This is a genomic window from Paenibacillus sp. FSL P4-0081 (assembly GCF_000758565.1).
GTDB classification, from domain to species: domain Bacteria; phylum Bacillota; class Bacilli; order Paenibacillales; family Paenibacillaceae; genus Paenibacillus_AQ; species Paenibacillus_AQ phytohabitans.
The window spans coordinates 28,173-43,601 of the sequence record NZ_CP009280.1 but is presented as its reverse complement, the minus strand read 5'-3'; the positions used below and the strand labels follow the sequence as shown (position 1 = coordinate 43,601).

Sequence of the window (15,429 nt, the reverse complement as noted above, 5' to 3'; positions counted from 1 at the left end):
TGCACCTCTCTTACTAAACAGGCTGACAGCAGCATTGCCGCTGCCACCTATTATAATTAGAATCGAAAACAAGCCTCAGCGGATAAGGCCAAGGCTTGCGGATGACGATAGAGACAGGCGCTTCCACCTACTGAAGCGGACTGGCCAGCAGGCTGAGTTCCGGATTGTTATCCAGGGCCTGCTTGCAGTAACCGCAGGTAACCTTCACCGTAATCTCACCTTCTGAATCATACGCTATTATATCTCTGCGTTCCGCAGGGGTCAAGGAATGTAGGCCCAGCTGCATCTCTGTGATATCACTTCTGCCGATGCTTCCTAAGAATGTCCGGCAGTGCCTGCATACATAGTTTATTGCCATCTATATGCCTCCTGAAGGTAGTATATACCTCCAGTATGCCCCGCCCCGGATAGCTTTAGCCTTAAATTACTGCACCCTATACCTTGTAATCAGCCATTGAACTTGGCCATGGTCTGCTCAAATGTATGCTGCAGGCCAAATTCCACTGCATCACAAGTATCCATAATCATCGTTTCCAGCTTGGGTCCATCTTTCTTGGAGAACGTAGACAGCACATAATCGACAATTGCAAATCCCGGCTCAGGACGTGAGATCCCCATCCGCACCCGGTTGAAGCTCTGGGTGCCTGTGTGCTGGATGATCGACTTGATTCCGTTATGTCCGCCGGCACTGCCTTGATAGCGCAGCCGGATTTTGCCCAGCTCCGTATCCAGATCATCATAGACAACAATCATATCTTCCAGCTGGACCTTGTAATAATCCATATAAGCGCGGACCGCCTCACCGGACAGGTTCATGAAAGTCATCGGTTTAATCAGTACGGTCTTAACTCCGCCAATGACACCTTCGCCGATCACCGCTTTGCATTTATTCTGGTTAAAGGCAATTCCGTGTCTGGACGCAAGCTCATCCAGCGCCATGAAGCCAACATTATGCTTGGTCTTCGCGTATTGCGTTCCGGGATTTCCAAGTCCAACAATCCATTTCATAACTAAGGTCTATCCTTTCCGCCCGGTACTCCCAGCAGAAGAGTTCCGTTTTTGGTACAATAAGTTTATACTCCGAAGACAGGTGATGAACAATGCCACATCAGGGCGATATTTTAACATTACCGCGCCATTTCCAGTACCATATTCAATATGCTGTGCCTGTTGAAGTATTTAGGGGTAGCGCTCATGTAGACATCGGTGTGATTACAGCGGTGGATGAAGGCTTTGTGGAGCTCCAGGGGACGCTATACAACCGCAGCCTGTTCACCTTCATCTCCCGCCCGGGATACTGAAACGTACCAGCCGCTCCGTTTCCCGCATCACGCCGACAAGGGTTACATCTTCCGCTTCACGGAGGTGTAACCCTTTTTCTAATATAAGCAGCTTATTCGATCTCGAACAGTTTACTGATCGACAGCTCTTCATGCACACGAATAATAGCTTCGCCCATAAGCGGAGCTACGGACAGTACTTTGAGCTTGCTTGTCGGATTACTGCTGCGAATTGGAATGGTATCCGTCACGATAATTTCTTTGATTGGAGAGTTTTCCAGACGTTCATGCGCAGGCCCGGACAATACAGGATGTGTACAGCAGGCGTAGACTTCCTTCACGCCGCCTTCCATCAGAGCATTGGCCCCCAGCACGATCGTTCCTGCCGTATCGATGATATCATCGATCAGAATCGCTGTTTTACCTTCAATGTTACCGATAATGTTCATAACCTCACTAACATTCGGCTCAGGACGGCGCTTGTCGATGATCGCCAGTGGAGCGTTGAGGAAATCAGCAAGCTTTCTTGCCCGCACAACACCGCCATGGTCCGGAGATACGACAACCGGGTTCTGAATTTGCTTGGAACGGAAGTATTGGGCCAGAATCGGAACACCCAGCAGATGATCCACAGGAATATCGAAGAAGCCTTGAATTTGCATCGCATGAAGGTCCATGGTAATGACGCGATGTGCACCCGCTTTTTCAATCAGGTTCGCTACCAGCTTGGCCGTAATCGGATCGCGTGAACGGGCCTTACGGTCTTGGCGCGCATAACCGTAGTAAGGAATGACGACATTGATGCTCTTCGCAGACGCACGCTTAAGCGCATCTACCATAACCAGAAGCTCCATCAGATTGTCGTTAACCGGTCCACAGGTGGACTGCACAATATATACATGACAGCCCCGGACGCTTTCCGACAGCTTAACCTGAATCTCTCCGTCGCTGAAGCTGGTAGTGTGGGACTCGCCCATCGGAATACCGATATAATCGGCAATCTGACTGGCCAGCTTAGGATTGGAGTTGCAGGTGAAAATCTTTAGTTTGGAATCGCAATAAGTCATAAAATATAAACCCTCCGTGACGGAATTTAACTTCCAAGTAGCACCGGCGCGGATTTGCAGAGTCCGTCCGGCGCTTTGGCCTTGGGCGCTTTACGATGGACTCGACTGGTCTTTCTTCGCTTTGGCACGGGAGCGGATCTTATCCGCATAACCCGGCTTATTCTCCTGCCTTACTCTGGCAACAGCCAGATCATTCTCCGGAACAGAACGAGTGATGGTTGACCCCGCTACAACGAATGCGCCTTTGCCCACAGTTACCGGAGCTACAAGGTTCACATTGCTGCCGATAAAGGCATCATCCCCGATTTCTGTTCTCGACTTATTGTAGCCATCATAGTTAACAGTGATGGCACCACAGCCGATATTCACATTCTTACCGACCTCGGCATCACCGACATAGCTTAAATGGGACACTTTGGAGCCGTCACCGATTGTAGCATTCTTGATCTCCACGAAATCGCCGATCTTGACCTCTTCGCCAAGCACGGCACCCGGACGCAAATACGCAAAAGGCCCAACGGAAGCCCGTGCGCCGACCTCAGCCTGACTCAGTACGGAGTGCTTCACTACAGCACCGTCCATAATCACGCAGTCTTCAATTTCGCTCGCAGGTCCGATCACACAATCTTCGCCGATTACCGTCTTGCCTTTGAGCACAGTGCCCGGATACAGCACAGTGTCTGCTCCAATGACAACATCCGCTCCAATATAGGTAGAGGCAGGATCGATTAAAGTTACGCCGTTCAGCATATGCCCGCGGTTGATACGCTCACGCATATAGCCTTCCGCTTCGGACAATGCCAGGCGGTCATTCACACCAATAGACTCTGCAGCATCATGGGCCTGATATCCAAGAACGATATCTCCCTGTGCCCGGAGTATACCGATAACATCAGTCAAATAATATTCCTGCTGGTTATTGGTATTGGTTACCTTCTCCAGAGCGGCAAATAGCTTAACGTTATCAAAACAATAAGTTCCTGTATTGATTTCGCTGACAGCGGCTTCGCTCTCTGTGCAGTCCTTCTGTTCTACAATCCTCTGCACTCCGCCGTCTTCGCCACGGATAATCCGTCCATATCCGGCAGGCTGCTCCATAACAGCGGTGAGGACGGTTGCGGCAGCTTTCTGCGCTTCATGCAGCGCCATCAGCCCTTCCAGCGTCTCGGTCATTACCAGCGGAGTATCCCCGCAGATTACGATCGTAGTTCCTTCTTCGCCGCCAAGCAGATCTTTGGCTTGTTTGACGGCATGCCCGGTTCCAAGCTGGATATCCTGCAGCACATATTCGGCACTGTCGCCTACATAAGCTTTAACTTTCTCAGCGCCGTGACCTACGACGACGACTGTACGCTCGCATCCGGTCGCCTTTACTGTATCAAGCACGTGCCCTACCATCGGTTTGCCGCAGACGGGGTGCAGCACTTTGTATAATTTAGATTTCATGCGCTTGCCTTGGCCTGCAGCAAGTACAACAGCCATTCTTTTCAAGAATGCCAACCTCCTACTTCTTGAACTCACTACTGAATATATCTCATTCCGGGCAAAAAGAAAAGAGAACCATGAAGGCATGGTTCCCTTTTCTTCGAACCCCAATAAAATCCCCCCACAAAGTGGGGCTTTGGCTTCGAGGCTGACCCAGGTACTTTGCGGGGGCCCCAAAACATAAAAAGTCTTATCTTAAAAAAACGGCATGGCTTTACGCCGCCCGGGAGGGCAGCAATCCTTGAGAGTCAGCGCTTCACAGCTTAAGCTCCCTCTTCAATGACTTCTTCTTCTTCCGTAGCGGCGCGTTCGTACTCGGCCAGAACCGCAGATTGAATCTTTTCGCGCGTTCCCGAAGAAATCGGGTGAGCGATATCGCGGAATTCACCGTCAGGTGTACGCTTGCTGGGCATTGCAACGAACATCCCGTTATTACCATCGATGACGCGTATGTCATGAACAACAAACTCGTTATCGATTGTAATGGATGCGATTGCTTTCATTCTCCCCTCAGAGTTGACGCGGCGGAGTCTGACATCCGTAATTTGCATGTGTGTGTTCACCACCTTTTTCCATCAGAGACTTGGTGTATAATTCCACACAGCAAAGCGAATTCCTTCTTTTTCATTCCATAAAATACCTGATAAAGAAGATTATTTTTGCAGAACCATTGATTTCGACACATTTCGTGCTGTTATCTTAAGATTCCTCACGGTTTCGACATTATGCACGGGTTTTTAATCTTGGAAATCCAGCTCCCTCAGGAGGGGAAATAGTTGCCGGGATACGCGGAAATGCGCCGCACCTTGGAATCTACCTCAGTAAGCTTTACGAGCGATACGTAATCATGCAGCAGGCGTTCTTCCTTCTCCACCGCTCCAGATTCTACAAGTACGCCTACACCGGCGACCTCAGCATTGAACTCACCCAGCAGATCAACCATCCCGCGTACGGTACCGCCCGCCTTCATGAAGTCATCCACGATCAGCACCCGGGATTTCTCACGCAGTGCCCGTCTGGACAGCGACATCGTATGTATGCTCTTGTGCGAACCCGAGACATAGTTAATGCTTACCGCCGAACCCTCGGTCACCTGATGGTCGCGGCGCACCAGTACTACAGGCAGCCCAAGCTGCGCAGCCGTCGCATAAGCCAGCGGAATCCCCTTGGTCTCCACCGTCATCACAACATCAATCTCTACTCCGTAAAAAGCCGTAGCAATAATCTTACCGGCCTGCTCCATCAGGGACGGCAGTCCCAGCAGATCGGACATGTACAAATACCCGCCGGGCAGAATCCGGTCACTCTGCTCCAGCTGCCCGCACAGACGGTTCACGAAAGCAAGGGCCATGTCCATCGGCATCCGCGGAATATACCTGACTCCGCCTGCAGCACCCGCCAGGGTTTGCAGTTCGCCCATGCCCTCACCTTCAAATACCTCTTTTATAATAGCCAGATCTTCACTGACCGATGACTTCGCTGCACCGTACCGCTCTGCGAAGGTCGAGAGCGGCAGCAGATCATGCGGCTTCTCAAGTAAAAATTGGGTCATATCAACCAATCGCTGGCTTCGTTTAAGTTTCTTCACGGAATGCTCCTCGCCAAAACCGAATATTATTATGAATAATATCATTTTTGTACGGATTTACACAAGCGAAAACGGTTATACCGTCCTTTTGGAGTTGACTTGTGCTTCGCTCAAGAAGAAACGGTTAAGCTGACTGGAGCAGCGCTAACCGTTTCTGTGTGCCTTCGGCTCAGCTCAGCGAACGCACGGCATAGACTTCCTTGCAGAATCCGCGGAGCCCGTTATAGATTCTTGCTACCTTGGACTGCTTCGATACCAGGCCGAATACTGTCGGTCCGCTGCCGGACATCAGCACCCCATCTGCCCCCAGCTTCATCATCGCTTCCTTGAGCTGCTGTACCTCCGGGTGCAGCTTCAAGGTCACATCCTCCAGCACATTGCCCAGGCCCGCGCAGACCGCCGAGAAATCGCCGGCTTCAATCGCCTGCTGCATCCGGAGTGCGGACGGATGAACCGCGATGTTATTCGCGCGTACGCGTCCGTACACCTCAGCCGTCGATACATTAATCGGCGGCTTGGCCAGGACGACCCAGCATTGCGGCGGACTCGCTATTTGCGTCAGCCGTTCTCCCCTGCCCGTAGCCAGGGCAGTGCCTCCTGTGACGCAGAACGGGACGTCCGAGCCCAGCTCGGCGCCCAGTTCCTGCAGCTCCTGCGCCGGGATCCCGAGGCGCCAGAGCCGGTTCAGGCCGCGCAGCGTAGCCGCGGCGTCACTGCTGCCGCCGGCAAGGCCGGCAGCGACCGGAATTCTTTTGTCCAAGTGAATATGTACACCGCTTCTCACGTTATAGCGGTCTTTAATCAGTCTTGCGGCCTGGAAGGCCAGATTCTTCTCGTCCAGCGGAATATACCCGGCCTGGCTAGAGATAATAATGGAATCACGCTTCAGCTCGGAGAGCTCCAGACGGTCGGCCAGATCGACCATAGTCATAATCATTTCCACTTCATGAAATCCGTCAGCGCGCTTATGCAGCACATCCAGCATCAAATTAATCTTGGCCGGCGCTTTCTCATACATTTTCAAGGCGTTCACCCACCCTCAGCTTTTCCCGTAAAAACAACTTAACATATTATATGAGAAACTGGCAGTGAAGTCCATTAACAAAAGTTGAGTAAGCTTCTCCGGACCCCCGTATTTGGAAAAAGGTACCGCCAGCAGGCGATACCCAGGTTACAACTGCAGACCCCAGCTTTACGGCGTTACGATTTCCGTGCAGCCTGTTCAGCCAGCTGAATCGCTCTCTTGACCATGTTCCCGGCGTCAACTGCCCGGATTCCGCCCCAGCCTTCCTGCTCTACCGTTTCATAAAATCCAAGCTCCTTGGCCAGCTCTGTCTTCAGTTCCTCCGACATCATGCCCCGTCTTCTGCGGCTCATTACGGATTCCTCCCTGTATGCTATTGGATGATGAGCTACTGCTTATGTAGTATGCGGCCAAGGGGCACAGGTCATGCAGCGGAAAAACAAAAAACAGCCCCCCTTCAGGGAGACTGTCCGTGACGCTAAGCTTTAATATACATAATCCGCATCTGCCCATCGTCTTCGGTAACTGTGATTTCCACAGATTCAGTAAGGATATCGGCATAGCTATAGGAGACTCGCTTGAAGGTTTGCTGCTCCTGATCCAGTTTGACAATAAATACAGAAGGGTACGTTTCTTCCAGGACACCGGTACGTTCAACGGTCTTGCGACGACCACCGTTAGCCCGCAACGTGATCTTATGACCGACGTGAGCTTCGAGACTGCGTTTGATTTCCAACAGCGCGTTATTAGCCATTGCCTGACGACCACCTCTTTCCTTGTCCATTATACAACTTTTCACAATCATTGTCAAAGCAAATAAATAATTATAGATGATGCTAAAATAGTTGTCAACGGAATTTTTTTAGAAGCAAGTAGTCCCGGCTTAAGCGCCTTGTTATCGGTAATGCTGAACGCAAATCTGCCCATGAAAAAAGGAAGGATAAGCCGGATCGCTTATCCTTCCTTCTCTATATCCGCCGCTACAGCACCGAAGGCGCCACCTTCAGGGTAGCAAGATTCTGCAGCCGGGGCATCCCGATACGGAAGCTCCCGCGGGTCTCAATTCCACCCATTCCCTGGTTGCCGCTGATGGTATGGTTCAATACATCGCTCAAATTGACCGTATCGCGGATCGATGTGAATGAAGCCTTGGCCGCAATATAGACGGGGTCCAGGGCATGAATGAGTATTCTTCCCGGTGAGCTGGCGAAATTCGCCCCTGTGCCCAGCAGCGCCTCGAAATGCGACTGGCAGGCCCCTGCAACAATCGTCAGGGCGTCGAAATTCCGCTCATACTCCCGGGCAACCTGGATAGCCGCAACAAAATTCTGTGAATTTTTGTAGCTGCTCAAGCTGTAGAGATCATAACCCTGCTGTTGCTTAAGTACTCCGTCATGACCGGTAATCACCACGATATCCGGACGCACACGGGGCAGCAGCCGGTATAAGGTCTCCGCCATTTTGGACTCATGAATATGATGCCCTTCGGCGGGTATGCGCAACTGCTCATACAGACTCAGGCTTTTCTTCAGGTAAAGCGCATCGCCATCCAAATGCAGCACCTTACCCGGCACTTCAAAGTAAGCAGCTTCCTTGGGAGATTGGGTCCAGGTCCCGGATACACTCTCTCCGCTGCGCTGGCTCTGCTCCTGACGGTCTTTACGCAGCCAGCTCAGGGATTCTATGGCTTTGATCTGCGCCTGCTGCCCCCGCTCTGTAATCCGGGTAGGAGGCACCTGCACCAGATCATCCAGCGGAGAGTCCGCCAGCAACCGGAATTCCGTCCCCTTGATGACGGCTTTATTCTGCACTATATTCTCTACCCGGAAAGTCACATCGCCGCCATAAGATTTACGTATGACCAAGTCTCCTAAATTCATTACAACACCACCTCTACCCCATGTTATGGGCAAAGGTCCCGGTTGGTTCATCACCCGGAGTGTTTTCTGCTGATTATACGATTCCTGCAGCCAGCAGGACAGCGCTTAGCCGCGCATATTCCTCCAGGCTAAGTGTCTCTCCGCGGCGGGACGGCTCTATCCCTGCTTCAGCCAGCAGGGCCTCCAGACGCTCACGCCCCTCTTCAGCGAAGTAGCGGGCCTTCAGGTTATTGGCGATCGTCTTGCGCCGCTGGGTGAAGGATGCCTGGACAACATCGAAGAAATGCTTCTCGTCGGCAACTTCAACCGGAGGACGCTCTCTGACCTTCAGACGGATGACGGCTGATTCTACATTCGGCTGCGGAATGAACACTGTCCGGGGTACCATGCAGACCAGCTCGGGCTCACTGTAATACTGGACGGCAATACTAAGACTTCCGTACTCTTTGCCCCCAGGAGAAGCAGCCATACGTTCGGCAACTTCCTTCTGGATCATAACGACGATGTTATCAAGCGGCAGCTTCTCTTCCAGCAGCTTCATGAGAATCGGGGTCGTCACATAATACGGGAGGTTGGCCACTACGCTGACCCGGTCCACACCGGCAAAATCTTCGGCAAACAGCTCCTGCATGTTGACCTTCAGTACATCATCATTGCGGATCTTTACATGGGGATAGGGTGACAGGACATCCCTGAGGATCGGGATCAGTCTGCGGTCAATCTCCACCGCTGTGACCGCTCCTGCTGTCATCGCCAGCCTTTCCGTCAGGGCTCCGATACCCGGGCCAATCTCCAGTGCGCCTGCTGCAGAATCCAGACCTGCGGCATCGACAATTTTGTCCAGAATATTCTGGTCGATCAAAAAGTTCTGGCCCAGGCTTTTTTTGAACGAAAACCCGTACCGCTGTATGATTGCTTTGGTTCTAGTTGGGGATGAGATATTCAGAGTGTCGCTCATGAAGTAATGCCTCCCTGATCAATTTGGGCGAGAGCGCGCGCGAACTCTTCGCGTGTAATACCGAACATCGCCAGACGCTTGTACAGCTGCTTGCCGTTGCAATAACCGATACCCAGCAGATTGCCAAGCTGCATTCTTCTCTCTGCTGCCTGTGCGTGTACCATCATACCTGCGGCCATAAGATCATCCAGCCCGATTACAGCCGGTGCCCCTTCAAAAGAAGTGTGGACATGCTCCAGCGCATGGCGGATGGCCTCAGGCGAGGCATTCTCCACACCTATATCCCCTTTGCGGGTAGCATCCTTCTCCGGAATGAATGCGTGCTTGCATCCGGGTACCTTGGAGGAGACAATTTTGCGAATTCGCTCTCCGGCATGATCGGGATCCGTGAGGATGATAACCCCTCTGCGTTCCATGGCTAATGTAATCTTCGCAATGACCTTGCGGTCCACTGCGGAACCGCCTGTTTCAATCGTATCCGCTTCTACGGCCCGCTTAACGGCCACGGTATCGCTTTTACCTTCGACGACAATTAATTCTTTAATCATAAATAATTTACTCCCTTACTCTAAAACGCAAAAAGAAGAGGATTCGCTCCCCTTCTTTTTGGCTAAAGAATGTATAAGTGATGAGCGGCAGCTCTCTAAATTCCGTAAGTGCTACCCCCACTATATCTTATAAACCGCTAATTTGCAAAAGACTTGCCGCTTAGTTAAGCTCCGGCTTCACAGGTCCAATCACATAGATGGTCCGCGACTTCCGGCCGAAATTACGGGCATGGCTCAGTGAATCGTAGTAAACATCCACCTTGTTGCCTTTAATGGCACCGCCGGTATCCTCTGCTCGGCGAAACCCTAATCCCTCAATGTACACCCACCAGCCAATTGGTATTACATTCGGATCCACTGCAATAGTGCGGCCTTCCGTTACGCGTGTGCCGGAGGCGGTGCGTGTTCCAATTCCCGGTTCTTCCGAGGAATAAGCCGTCATGGATACGTTTTTGATCATTTTTTTGTATTCAAAATCTACGCCTGCCTTGCTCGTGACGTTGTTGCTCTTCGCACTGACTTTGGATGATTTGGAGGTTGTTGTTGCTTTGGATGTAGTTGCAGCAGCTACAACAGGCTTCGGAACCGCTTTGGTACCGACAGCAATAACCTTATCTTTGGTTACCGTCTGAACTTCCTTGCCGACCATATTCATGGAGACTAGCTCCCCATCCTGATATATCTTCTCGATATGCTGGATGATCGCGCCCGGCTTGCCTGCCTGTGCAACTCTTACGTCTCCCTTATACAGAGAGGGGTCTGCGGTTTTGATGACCTTAAAAGGCAAGTTTACTGTCCGCTGTACGGTCTGCTTGGTAATACGGACAATCTTGACTTCCATGTCGGGTGTGACTGCGGTATCAAGCGAAGGGAAAATCTTGTCATTGCCCTCCAGGCTGTAACCCAGCTTGGTAATGGCATCTCCGAGCGAATCCTCGGTGGTGTATATGGTCTTGGTTGCACCGTCTGCAGTAAGCACAAGCTTCTGCGCACGGGTGATTACGACACGGTCGCCGTCTTGTATTTCATCACTAAGGCCAATAGATAGCTCATCATACGGCTGCAGCGAAATTTGTTCCTTTGCCAGCACATCACTGAGCAGCGCTTCCCGCGTCTCCAGTGTCTGTACCTGTCCGTCTATAACTAAAATAATTTCTTTATTACTCTGACCGTGTACGTACAGCAGAATTAACAGTGCGATAACAATCGATATCACACCTGCAAGTGAAAGTACGCGAGGATTCACTTGCTTCAACCGTAATGCGAAAGACCTGCTGGATGATTGCGAATCATGGGATACCTCTGGTTGGAATACGCCCACTCTCTCCATCCTCCTTACATAGCCCCGTCGTCCAAGTTATATCAAGGTGACTGCATCATTTCTGACGAAACTAGGTTTGAGATTGCAACAGGATACGCCCGCATTGCTCCAGCGTTTCCTGCTCATGGATCGCCTGCTCGGCATAGCTACTCCGGATATCTGTTATATAACAGTATGCCGGGAACATCCGCATTATTCAAAACAAAAAAAAGCCCAAAAAAGAGTTCACAGAGGACTCTTTCGTGGCTTCTCCGGTGTCGAATACGCGGGAATGTTTATGCACGAGGTTTCCTCTCTTACTTGCGCTTACGGGGTTAGCTGTCGGGTTCGGGCATAAGAGAGACGCCCTATCTCAGGTCACCCGCTCACGGCGGTTGCCCTCAAATTCACCCCAAAGACCACGTGAAGAAATCAAATAAAGTCTGCGGCAATTCTGTGTTGTACTCTATGTACGGGCATGCGGCAGGGCATTTATTGGTTCCCCCGTTCTCCATACGGAGACTCAGCGAGACGATCCATGAAATAGTGACTGTCACAGTAACAACAGCTCACTGCACTGAAAAGATGATATCCTGTTTTGATGCATGTTGTAAAGGACGATTCAACCACGTTTACGTAAAAAAATGATTAAAATATTGTAATATTCAGCCGTTTTTAGACTATAAAAGTTTAATATATCGGCTATACTTCATTTTTCACCGCTTTTTCTCCCGTTTTCAGACAATCCCAAATCGTTCCAGTGCGTTCGCATACGTAATTTCCGCCAATTCCTGTAAATCAATCCCTTTTATTGCCGCAGCTGCCTCCGCTACCAGTCTTACATGTGCGGTCTCATTCCGCTTGCCGCGGAAGGGGTGCGGAGTCAAATATGGGGAGTCCGTTTCGATCAGCAGCCGGTCCAGAGGAGTCTGGGCGAGCACCTCTTTGGGCACCCTGGCATTCTTAAACGTAATCGGTCCGCCGAAGGACAAATGGAAGCCGAGATCCAGACACATTTTGGCGCTTTCCCAGCTGCCGGAGAACGAATGCATCACCCCTCCAACCTCACCCGCTTTTTCCTCCCGCAGAATCCGGATTACATCCTCGTGGGCATCGCGGTTATGGATACAGATTGGCATCTTCAGTTCACGAGCCAGGCCAATTTGCTTGCGGAATACCTCATGCTGCACATCCTTAGGAGAGGTGTCCCAATAATAGTCAAGTCCGATCTCACCGATGGCCACTACCTTGGGATGACTGCAAAGCGATGCGATCCATTCGAGGTCGCCCTCCTTCATACTGAATGCATCCTGTGGATGCCAGCCCACCGCTGCATAAATATAATCATATTTCTCTGCGAGCTCCATCGTTGTCGGAATCGTTTCCCGGTTGAAACCGATATTGATCATTTTACTGACTCCGGACTCCAGCGCCCGGGCGATTACCTCCTCGCGGTCCTCGTCGAATTGCGGAGCATCCAGATGGGTATGTGTGTCGAATAACTGCATTATATTTCATCCTTTCCGCCTTGATTTCTATGATGAATTACAAGTATTTTAGGTTATTTTGCAAAAATATCTGCGATGGAGGGCGGCAACTGTGGAAGGGCTTTCTGCAGCCTGTCCTGCGGGAAATAGAGATGGTATCTGCCTCGGTGAATCCCGCTGATTGAGCGTACAATATCCGATACCTCTGAGATCTCCCGCAGCTTATCATGACGGTCCAGAAGCAGAATCTGCTTGCTGTCAAAAGCATCCCCCGGACGGAATACATCATAAGGAAGATCTGTCGGAAAATCAATTTCCAGATCATAATCAGCACGCAGTCCGGCACCGGCAAAGCTGCGGCGGATTTCGTCAATTGTCTCTGTATCCAGATGCTCCATCTCCACATATTTATACAGTTTACGATGAATAAACCGGCTGCACAAGTCGCTTAAAATTTCATCTTTCTCCAGCGTCCACTGCATGAAGGCTGTCTGCATCAATGCCTCATCCAGCAGCAGGTACTGCTCCACCGTTACATCCCCGCGGAACAAATCACTTAGCGGCTCAATCATGAACCGGAAACCATAATCCTCCTGTACCAGCTCCTTGGCTCTGCGGAGAATCTGGCGCAGAATAATTTCCGAGCTGCGTGTTACCGGATGGAAATAGACCTGCCAGTACATCTGATAACGTGACATCAGGTAATCCTCAATCGCATGCATCCCGGATTCTTTAACAACTACCCGGCCGTCATAGGGGCGCAGCATCCGCAGAATCCGGTCAATATCAATGGTTCCGTAATTTACCCCTGTATAATAGGCATCACGCAAAAGATAATCCATCCGGTCCGCATCCAGCGGCCCCGACACCAAATTGACAACAATTTCATGCTCATACGTTTTGGAGATCACAGAGGCTACTTTATTGGGGAAATCCTCAGCTACATCACGCAGAATAGCGGTGATTTCCGTATCCTCCAGAATGATCCGGCAGGTCCAGTCCTCATGATCCATTTCAAAAGCTTCTTCTATAGAATGGGAAAACGGGCCATGTCCCAAATCATGCAGCAGCGCCGCACACAGGGTAAGCAGACTCTCCTCAGGCATCCAATCCTTATATCCGCTCCGTTCAAACTGCGATATAATCCGCCGGGTAATTTCATAAACACCAAGCGAATGGGAAAACCGGCTGTGTTCTGCGCCATGGAAAGTCAGATAAGAGGTACCGAGCTGGCGGATGCGCCGCAGACGCTGGAACTCCTTGGTGTTAATCAGACGCCAGATAATGGTGTCCTGGACGTGAATGTAGTTATGAACCGGATCTTTAAATACCTTCTCTTCTGTCAGCGGTTGCTTCATGAGATCAACTCCTTTGAATAATATCCATAGAAATAGGGGGGAATTACAGTTATAATAATAAATATTGTCGTACTTTGTCGAATTATGACAATTTAGCAATTTACAAATCGACAAATATTTTCGAGGTTCTTTTTGGGATATATGCCTAACCAATGGCGGTATGAATGTTTCCTTCAAAGTTTCCTTAAAATTCGCCTCAAAAAAGGTTGACTGTTTTGGGAATGGTTGGTATTATAAATATCATAAAACAGTGAACAATGTCGAATATTGACGCTTTTGATAATTGAGAGGAGCAACGATTGTAATGATGAAATCAACAGGAATTGTACGTAAGGTAGATGAGCTTGGACGGGTCGTTATTCCAATTGAATTGCGCCGCACACTGGGTATTGGAGAAAAAGATGCGCTCGAAATTTACGTGGACGGTGAGCGGATCATGCTTAAGAAATATGAGCCTGCCTGCATTTTCTGCGGTAATGCTGAGAATGTAACCTATTTCAAAGGTAAAATTGTTTGTCATGAATGTATTTCTGCTATCCCTACCCCTGTGACAAACTAAACCAAATAGGTTATAATAGGAACTAATCAAATTGTTAATTCTAACCTTTTTATATCTCCTTGGCCTCCCGTTAGCGCGGGAGGTATTTTTTTGCACTTTTTTCGGGGACTTTCCCCGGATACCCCTTTACCCTATTTAAACATTAACTATTAAATTCATAACCCTAAAATTATAACCATTAAATCATGAGCATTAAATTCTTCTTACCCTCCCAAACCCTCCCTATAGGGAGGGCCCCAAGGGCCCCAGCCCTCTGGACACCCGGAAGCTTGGTTAACTCTGTGTAGGGTGCGGAAGGAAGGCTTGTTCGACGGTGGACCAGCCCTTTTCGGACTCCCTGAAGGTGCGTCCTCAGGGCTTTGCCATGCGCAGTGCACAGAGTTTCGCCACACGCTTCGCTCTAGCGTCGGATGTGCGGTTACGCTCTTAGGTGACGCTAGCTCGTGGAACCGCTCTCCCTGCGGGAATCGCTTTACAGCCGAGCCAATTAGTGACTTTGGCGCGTACTATGGTTATTTTCCTCCGTGTTACCTTCGTGCTTCAGCACGCTCTCCCTGAGGATTCGCTATGTCAGCGCGGCCAAATGACTTTCGTTCGGGCAGATAGCATAGGTGTAATATTGGATAATCGGTCTTGGAAAAAATGGATAGCTGCATTCTGTACAGTTATTTAATACCAAAGTGAGTGGATGATTAATTTAGTTGCATTTCATACAATTATATCCATACATATCCTCTAAATCATCCTTTTTCCATAAATATAAATGTACAAACTACACTTATATCTAATATAAGGAATAATTATATCCAAATAAGTGTACAGAATACAATTATTTCATCAAGCATTCTAATCATCTGAGCTATTTCCGAGTTTATCTAACAGATGCTTAACTCGC

General features: G+C 49.9%; 17 protein-coding genes and 1 riboswitch. Of the genes, 2 read left to right on the top strand and 15 right to left on the bottom strand.

The features are described from left to right. Positions 1-127 precede the first annotated feature (127 nt). Both P40081_RS00215 and pth read right to left on the bottom strand, forming a co-directional pair. Positions 128-358 carry an anti-sigma-F factor Fin family protein gene (locus tag P40081_RS00215; protein WP_039305780.1) on the bottom strand — a complete coding sequence of 77 codons (231 nt, stop codon included), beginning with the start codon at positions 356-358 and terminating at the stop codon, positions 128-130. An 89-nt stretch (positions 359-447) separates the two neighbouring features. After that, positions 448-1,008, bottom strand: a complete 561-nt coding sequence (gene pth, locus P40081_RS00210; RefSeq protein ID WP_042132685.1) for an aminoacyl-tRNA hydrolase — start codon at positions 1,006-1,008, stop codon at positions 448-450. A 92-nt stretch (positions 1,009-1,100) separates the two neighbouring features. On the opposite strand from pth, the gene P40081_RS00205 reads away from it, so the two are divergent. Beyond that, on the top strand, positions 1,101-1,301 hold the full coding sequence (locus P40081_RS00205; RefSeq protein ID WP_039305774.1) for a hypothetical protein: 201 nt from the start codon (positions 1,101-1,103) through the stop codon (positions 1,299-1,301). Between the two features lie 92 nt (positions 1,302-1,393). Here the strand turns inward: P40081_RS00205 and P40081_RS00200 are convergent, their stop codons facing one another. The 13 genes from P40081_RS00200 to P40081_RS00140 all read right to left on the bottom strand — a co-directional run bounded on the left by P40081_RS00200 (position 1,394) and on the right by P40081_RS00140 (position 13,975). Beyond that, positions 1,394-2,347, bottom strand: a complete 954-nt coding sequence (locus P40081_RS00200; RefSeq protein WP_019914487.1) for a ribose-phosphate diphosphokinase — start codon at positions 2,345-2,347, stop codon at positions 1,394-1,396. A 90-nt stretch (positions 2,348-2,437) separates the two neighbouring features. Continuing rightward, positions 2,438-3,838, bottom strand: a complete 1,401-nt coding sequence (glmU, locus tag P40081_RS00195) for a bifunctional UDP-N-acetylglucosamine diphosphorylase/glucosamine-1-phosphate N-acetyltransferase GlmU (RefSeq protein ID WP_042132684.1) — start codon at positions 3,836-3,838, stop codon at positions 2,438-2,440. A 257-nt stretch (positions 3,839-4,095) separates the two neighbouring features. Further along, positions 4,096-4,383, bottom strand: coding sequence for a septation regulator SpoVG (gene spoVG, locus P40081_RS00190; RefSeq protein ID WP_036696395.1), 288 nt, complete (start codon positions 4,381-4,383; stop codon positions 4,096-4,098). A 209-nt stretch (positions 4,384-4,592) separates the two neighbouring features. Beyond that, the gene (gene purR / locus P40081_RS00185) at positions 4,593-5,420 is read right to left on the bottom strand and encodes a pur operon repressor (protein WP_042132683.1); all 828 of its coding nucleotides are present in this window, start codon (positions 5,418-5,420) and stop codon (positions 4,593-4,595) included. 169 nt (positions 5,421-5,589) lie between these two features. Next, positions 5,590-6,444, bottom strand: coding sequence for a 4-(cytidine 5'-diphospho)-2-C-methyl-D-erythritol kinase (ispE, locus tag P40081_RS00180; RefSeq protein WP_042132682.1), 855 nt, complete (start codon positions 6,442-6,444; stop codon positions 5,590-5,592). 176 nt (positions 6,445-6,620) lie between these two features. Further along, the gene (locus tag P40081_RS00175; protein ID WP_039305760.1) at positions 6,621-6,797 is read right to left on the bottom strand and encodes a small, acid-soluble spore protein, alpha/beta type; all 177 of its coding nucleotides are present in this window, start codon (positions 6,795-6,797) and stop codon (positions 6,621-6,623) included. 125 nt (positions 6,798-6,922) lie between these two features. Then, on the bottom strand, positions 6,923-7,198 hold the full coding sequence (gene veg, locus P40081_RS00170) for a biofilm formation stimulator Veg (RefSeq protein WP_036696386.1): 276 nt from the start codon (positions 7,196-7,198) through the stop codon (positions 6,923-6,925). Positions 7,199-7,424: 226 nt separating this feature from the next. Further along, positions 7,425-8,324, bottom strand: coding sequence for a sporulation peptidase YabG (yabG, locus tag P40081_RS00165; protein ID WP_042132681.1), 900 nt, complete (start codon positions 8,322-8,324; stop codon positions 7,425-7,427). 73 nt (positions 8,325-8,397) lie between these two features. Continuing rightward, on the bottom strand, positions 8,398-9,282 hold the full coding sequence (gene rsmA / locus P40081_RS00160) for a 16S rRNA (adenine(1518)-N(6)/adenine(1519)-N(6))-dimethyltransferase RsmA (RefSeq protein WP_042132680.1): 885 nt from the start codon (positions 9,280-9,282) through the stop codon (positions 8,398-8,400). After that, on the bottom strand, positions 9,279-9,830 hold the full coding sequence (gene rnmV / locus P40081_RS00155; protein ID WP_039305750.1) for a ribonuclease M5: 552 nt from the start codon (positions 9,828-9,830) through the stop codon (positions 9,279-9,281). Before rnmV ends, rsmA begins: the two co-directional genes overlap by 4 nt. Positions 9,831-9,990: 160 nt before the next feature. Continuing rightward, positions 9,991-11,151: a resuscitation-promoting factor gene (locus P40081_RS00150; RefSeq protein ID WP_042132679.1), complete on the bottom strand. Its 1,161-nt coding sequence runs from the start codon at positions 11,149-11,151 to the stop codon at positions 9,991-9,993. 288 nt (positions 11,152-11,439) lie between these two features. Further along, a riboswitch (cyclic di-AMP (ydaO/yuaA leader) is annotated at positions 11,440-11,669 on the bottom strand. A 198-nt stretch (positions 11,670-11,867) separates the two neighbouring features. Then, positions 11,868-12,638: a TatD family hydrolase gene (locus P40081_RS00145; RefSeq protein WP_039305744.1), complete on the bottom strand. Its 771-nt coding sequence runs from the start codon at positions 12,636-12,638 to the stop codon at positions 11,868-11,870. 53 nt (positions 12,639-12,691) lie between these two features. Next, a complete protein-coding gene (locus P40081_RS00140; RefSeq protein ID WP_042132678.1) occupies positions 12,692-13,975 on the bottom strand; it encodes an HD domain-containing protein in 1,284 nt (427 codons plus the stop codon). Positions 13,976-14,279: 304 nt separating this feature from the next. Between P40081_RS00140 and P40081_RS00135 the strand changes: the two genes are divergently transcribed. Beyond that, positions 14,280-14,534, top strand: coding sequence for an AbrB/MazE/SpoVT family DNA-binding domain-containing protein (locus tag P40081_RS00135; RefSeq protein WP_019914502.1), 255 nt, complete (start codon positions 14,280-14,282; stop codon positions 14,532-14,534). Positions 14,535-15,429 lie beyond the last annotated feature (895 nt).

Bases quoted from the DNA above. Each gene is read 5' to 3' on its own strand.
- P40081_RS00215 (WP_039305780.1), bottom strand. From the start codon at position 358: ATGGCAATAAACTATGTATGCAGGCACTGCCGGACATTCTTAGGAAGC.
- pth (WP_042132685.1), bottom strand. From the start codon at position 1,008: ATGAAATGGATTGTTGGACTTGGAAATCCCGGAACGCAATACGCGAAG.
- P40081_RS00205 (WP_039305774.1), top strand. From the start codon at position 1,101: ATGCCACATCAGGGCGATATTTTAACATTACCGCGCCATTTCCAGTAC.
- P40081_RS00200 (WP_019914487.1), bottom strand. From the start codon at position 2,347: ATGACTTATTGCGATTCCAAACTAAAGATTTTCACCTGCAACTCCAAT.
- spoVG (WP_036696395.1), bottom strand. From the start codon at position 4,383: ATGCAAATTACGGATGTCAGACTCCGCCGCGTCAACTCTGAGGGGAGA.
- P40081_RS00175 (WP_039305760.1), bottom strand. From the start codon at position 6,797: ATGAGCCGCAGAAGACGGGGCATGATGTCGGAGGAACTGAAGACAGAG.
- veg (WP_036696386.1), bottom strand. From the start codon at position 7,198: ATGGCTAATAACGCGCTGTTGGAAATCAAACGCAGTCTCGAAGCTCAC.
- yabG (WP_042132681.1), bottom strand. From the start codon at position 8,324: ATGAATTTAGGAGACTTGGTCATACGTAAATCTTATGGCGGCGATGTG.
- rsmA (WP_042132680.1), bottom strand. From the start codon at position 9,282: ATGAGCGACACTCTGAATATCTCATCCCCAACTAGAACCAAAGCAATC.
- rnmV (WP_039305750.1), bottom strand. From the start codon at position 9,830: ATGATTAAAGAATTAATTGTCGTCGAAGGTAAAAGCGATACCGTGGCC.
- P40081_RS00145 (WP_039305744.1), bottom strand. From the start codon at position 12,638: ATGCAGTTATTCGACACACATACCCATCTGGATGCTCCGCAATTCGAC.
- P40081_RS00140 (WP_042132678.1), bottom strand. From the start codon at position 13,975: ATGAAGCAACCGCTGACAGAAGAGAAGGTATTTAAAGATCCGGTTCAT.
- P40081_RS00135 (WP_019914502.1), top strand. From the start codon at position 14,280: ATGATGAAATCAACAGGAATTGTACGTAAGGTAGATGAGCTTGGACGG.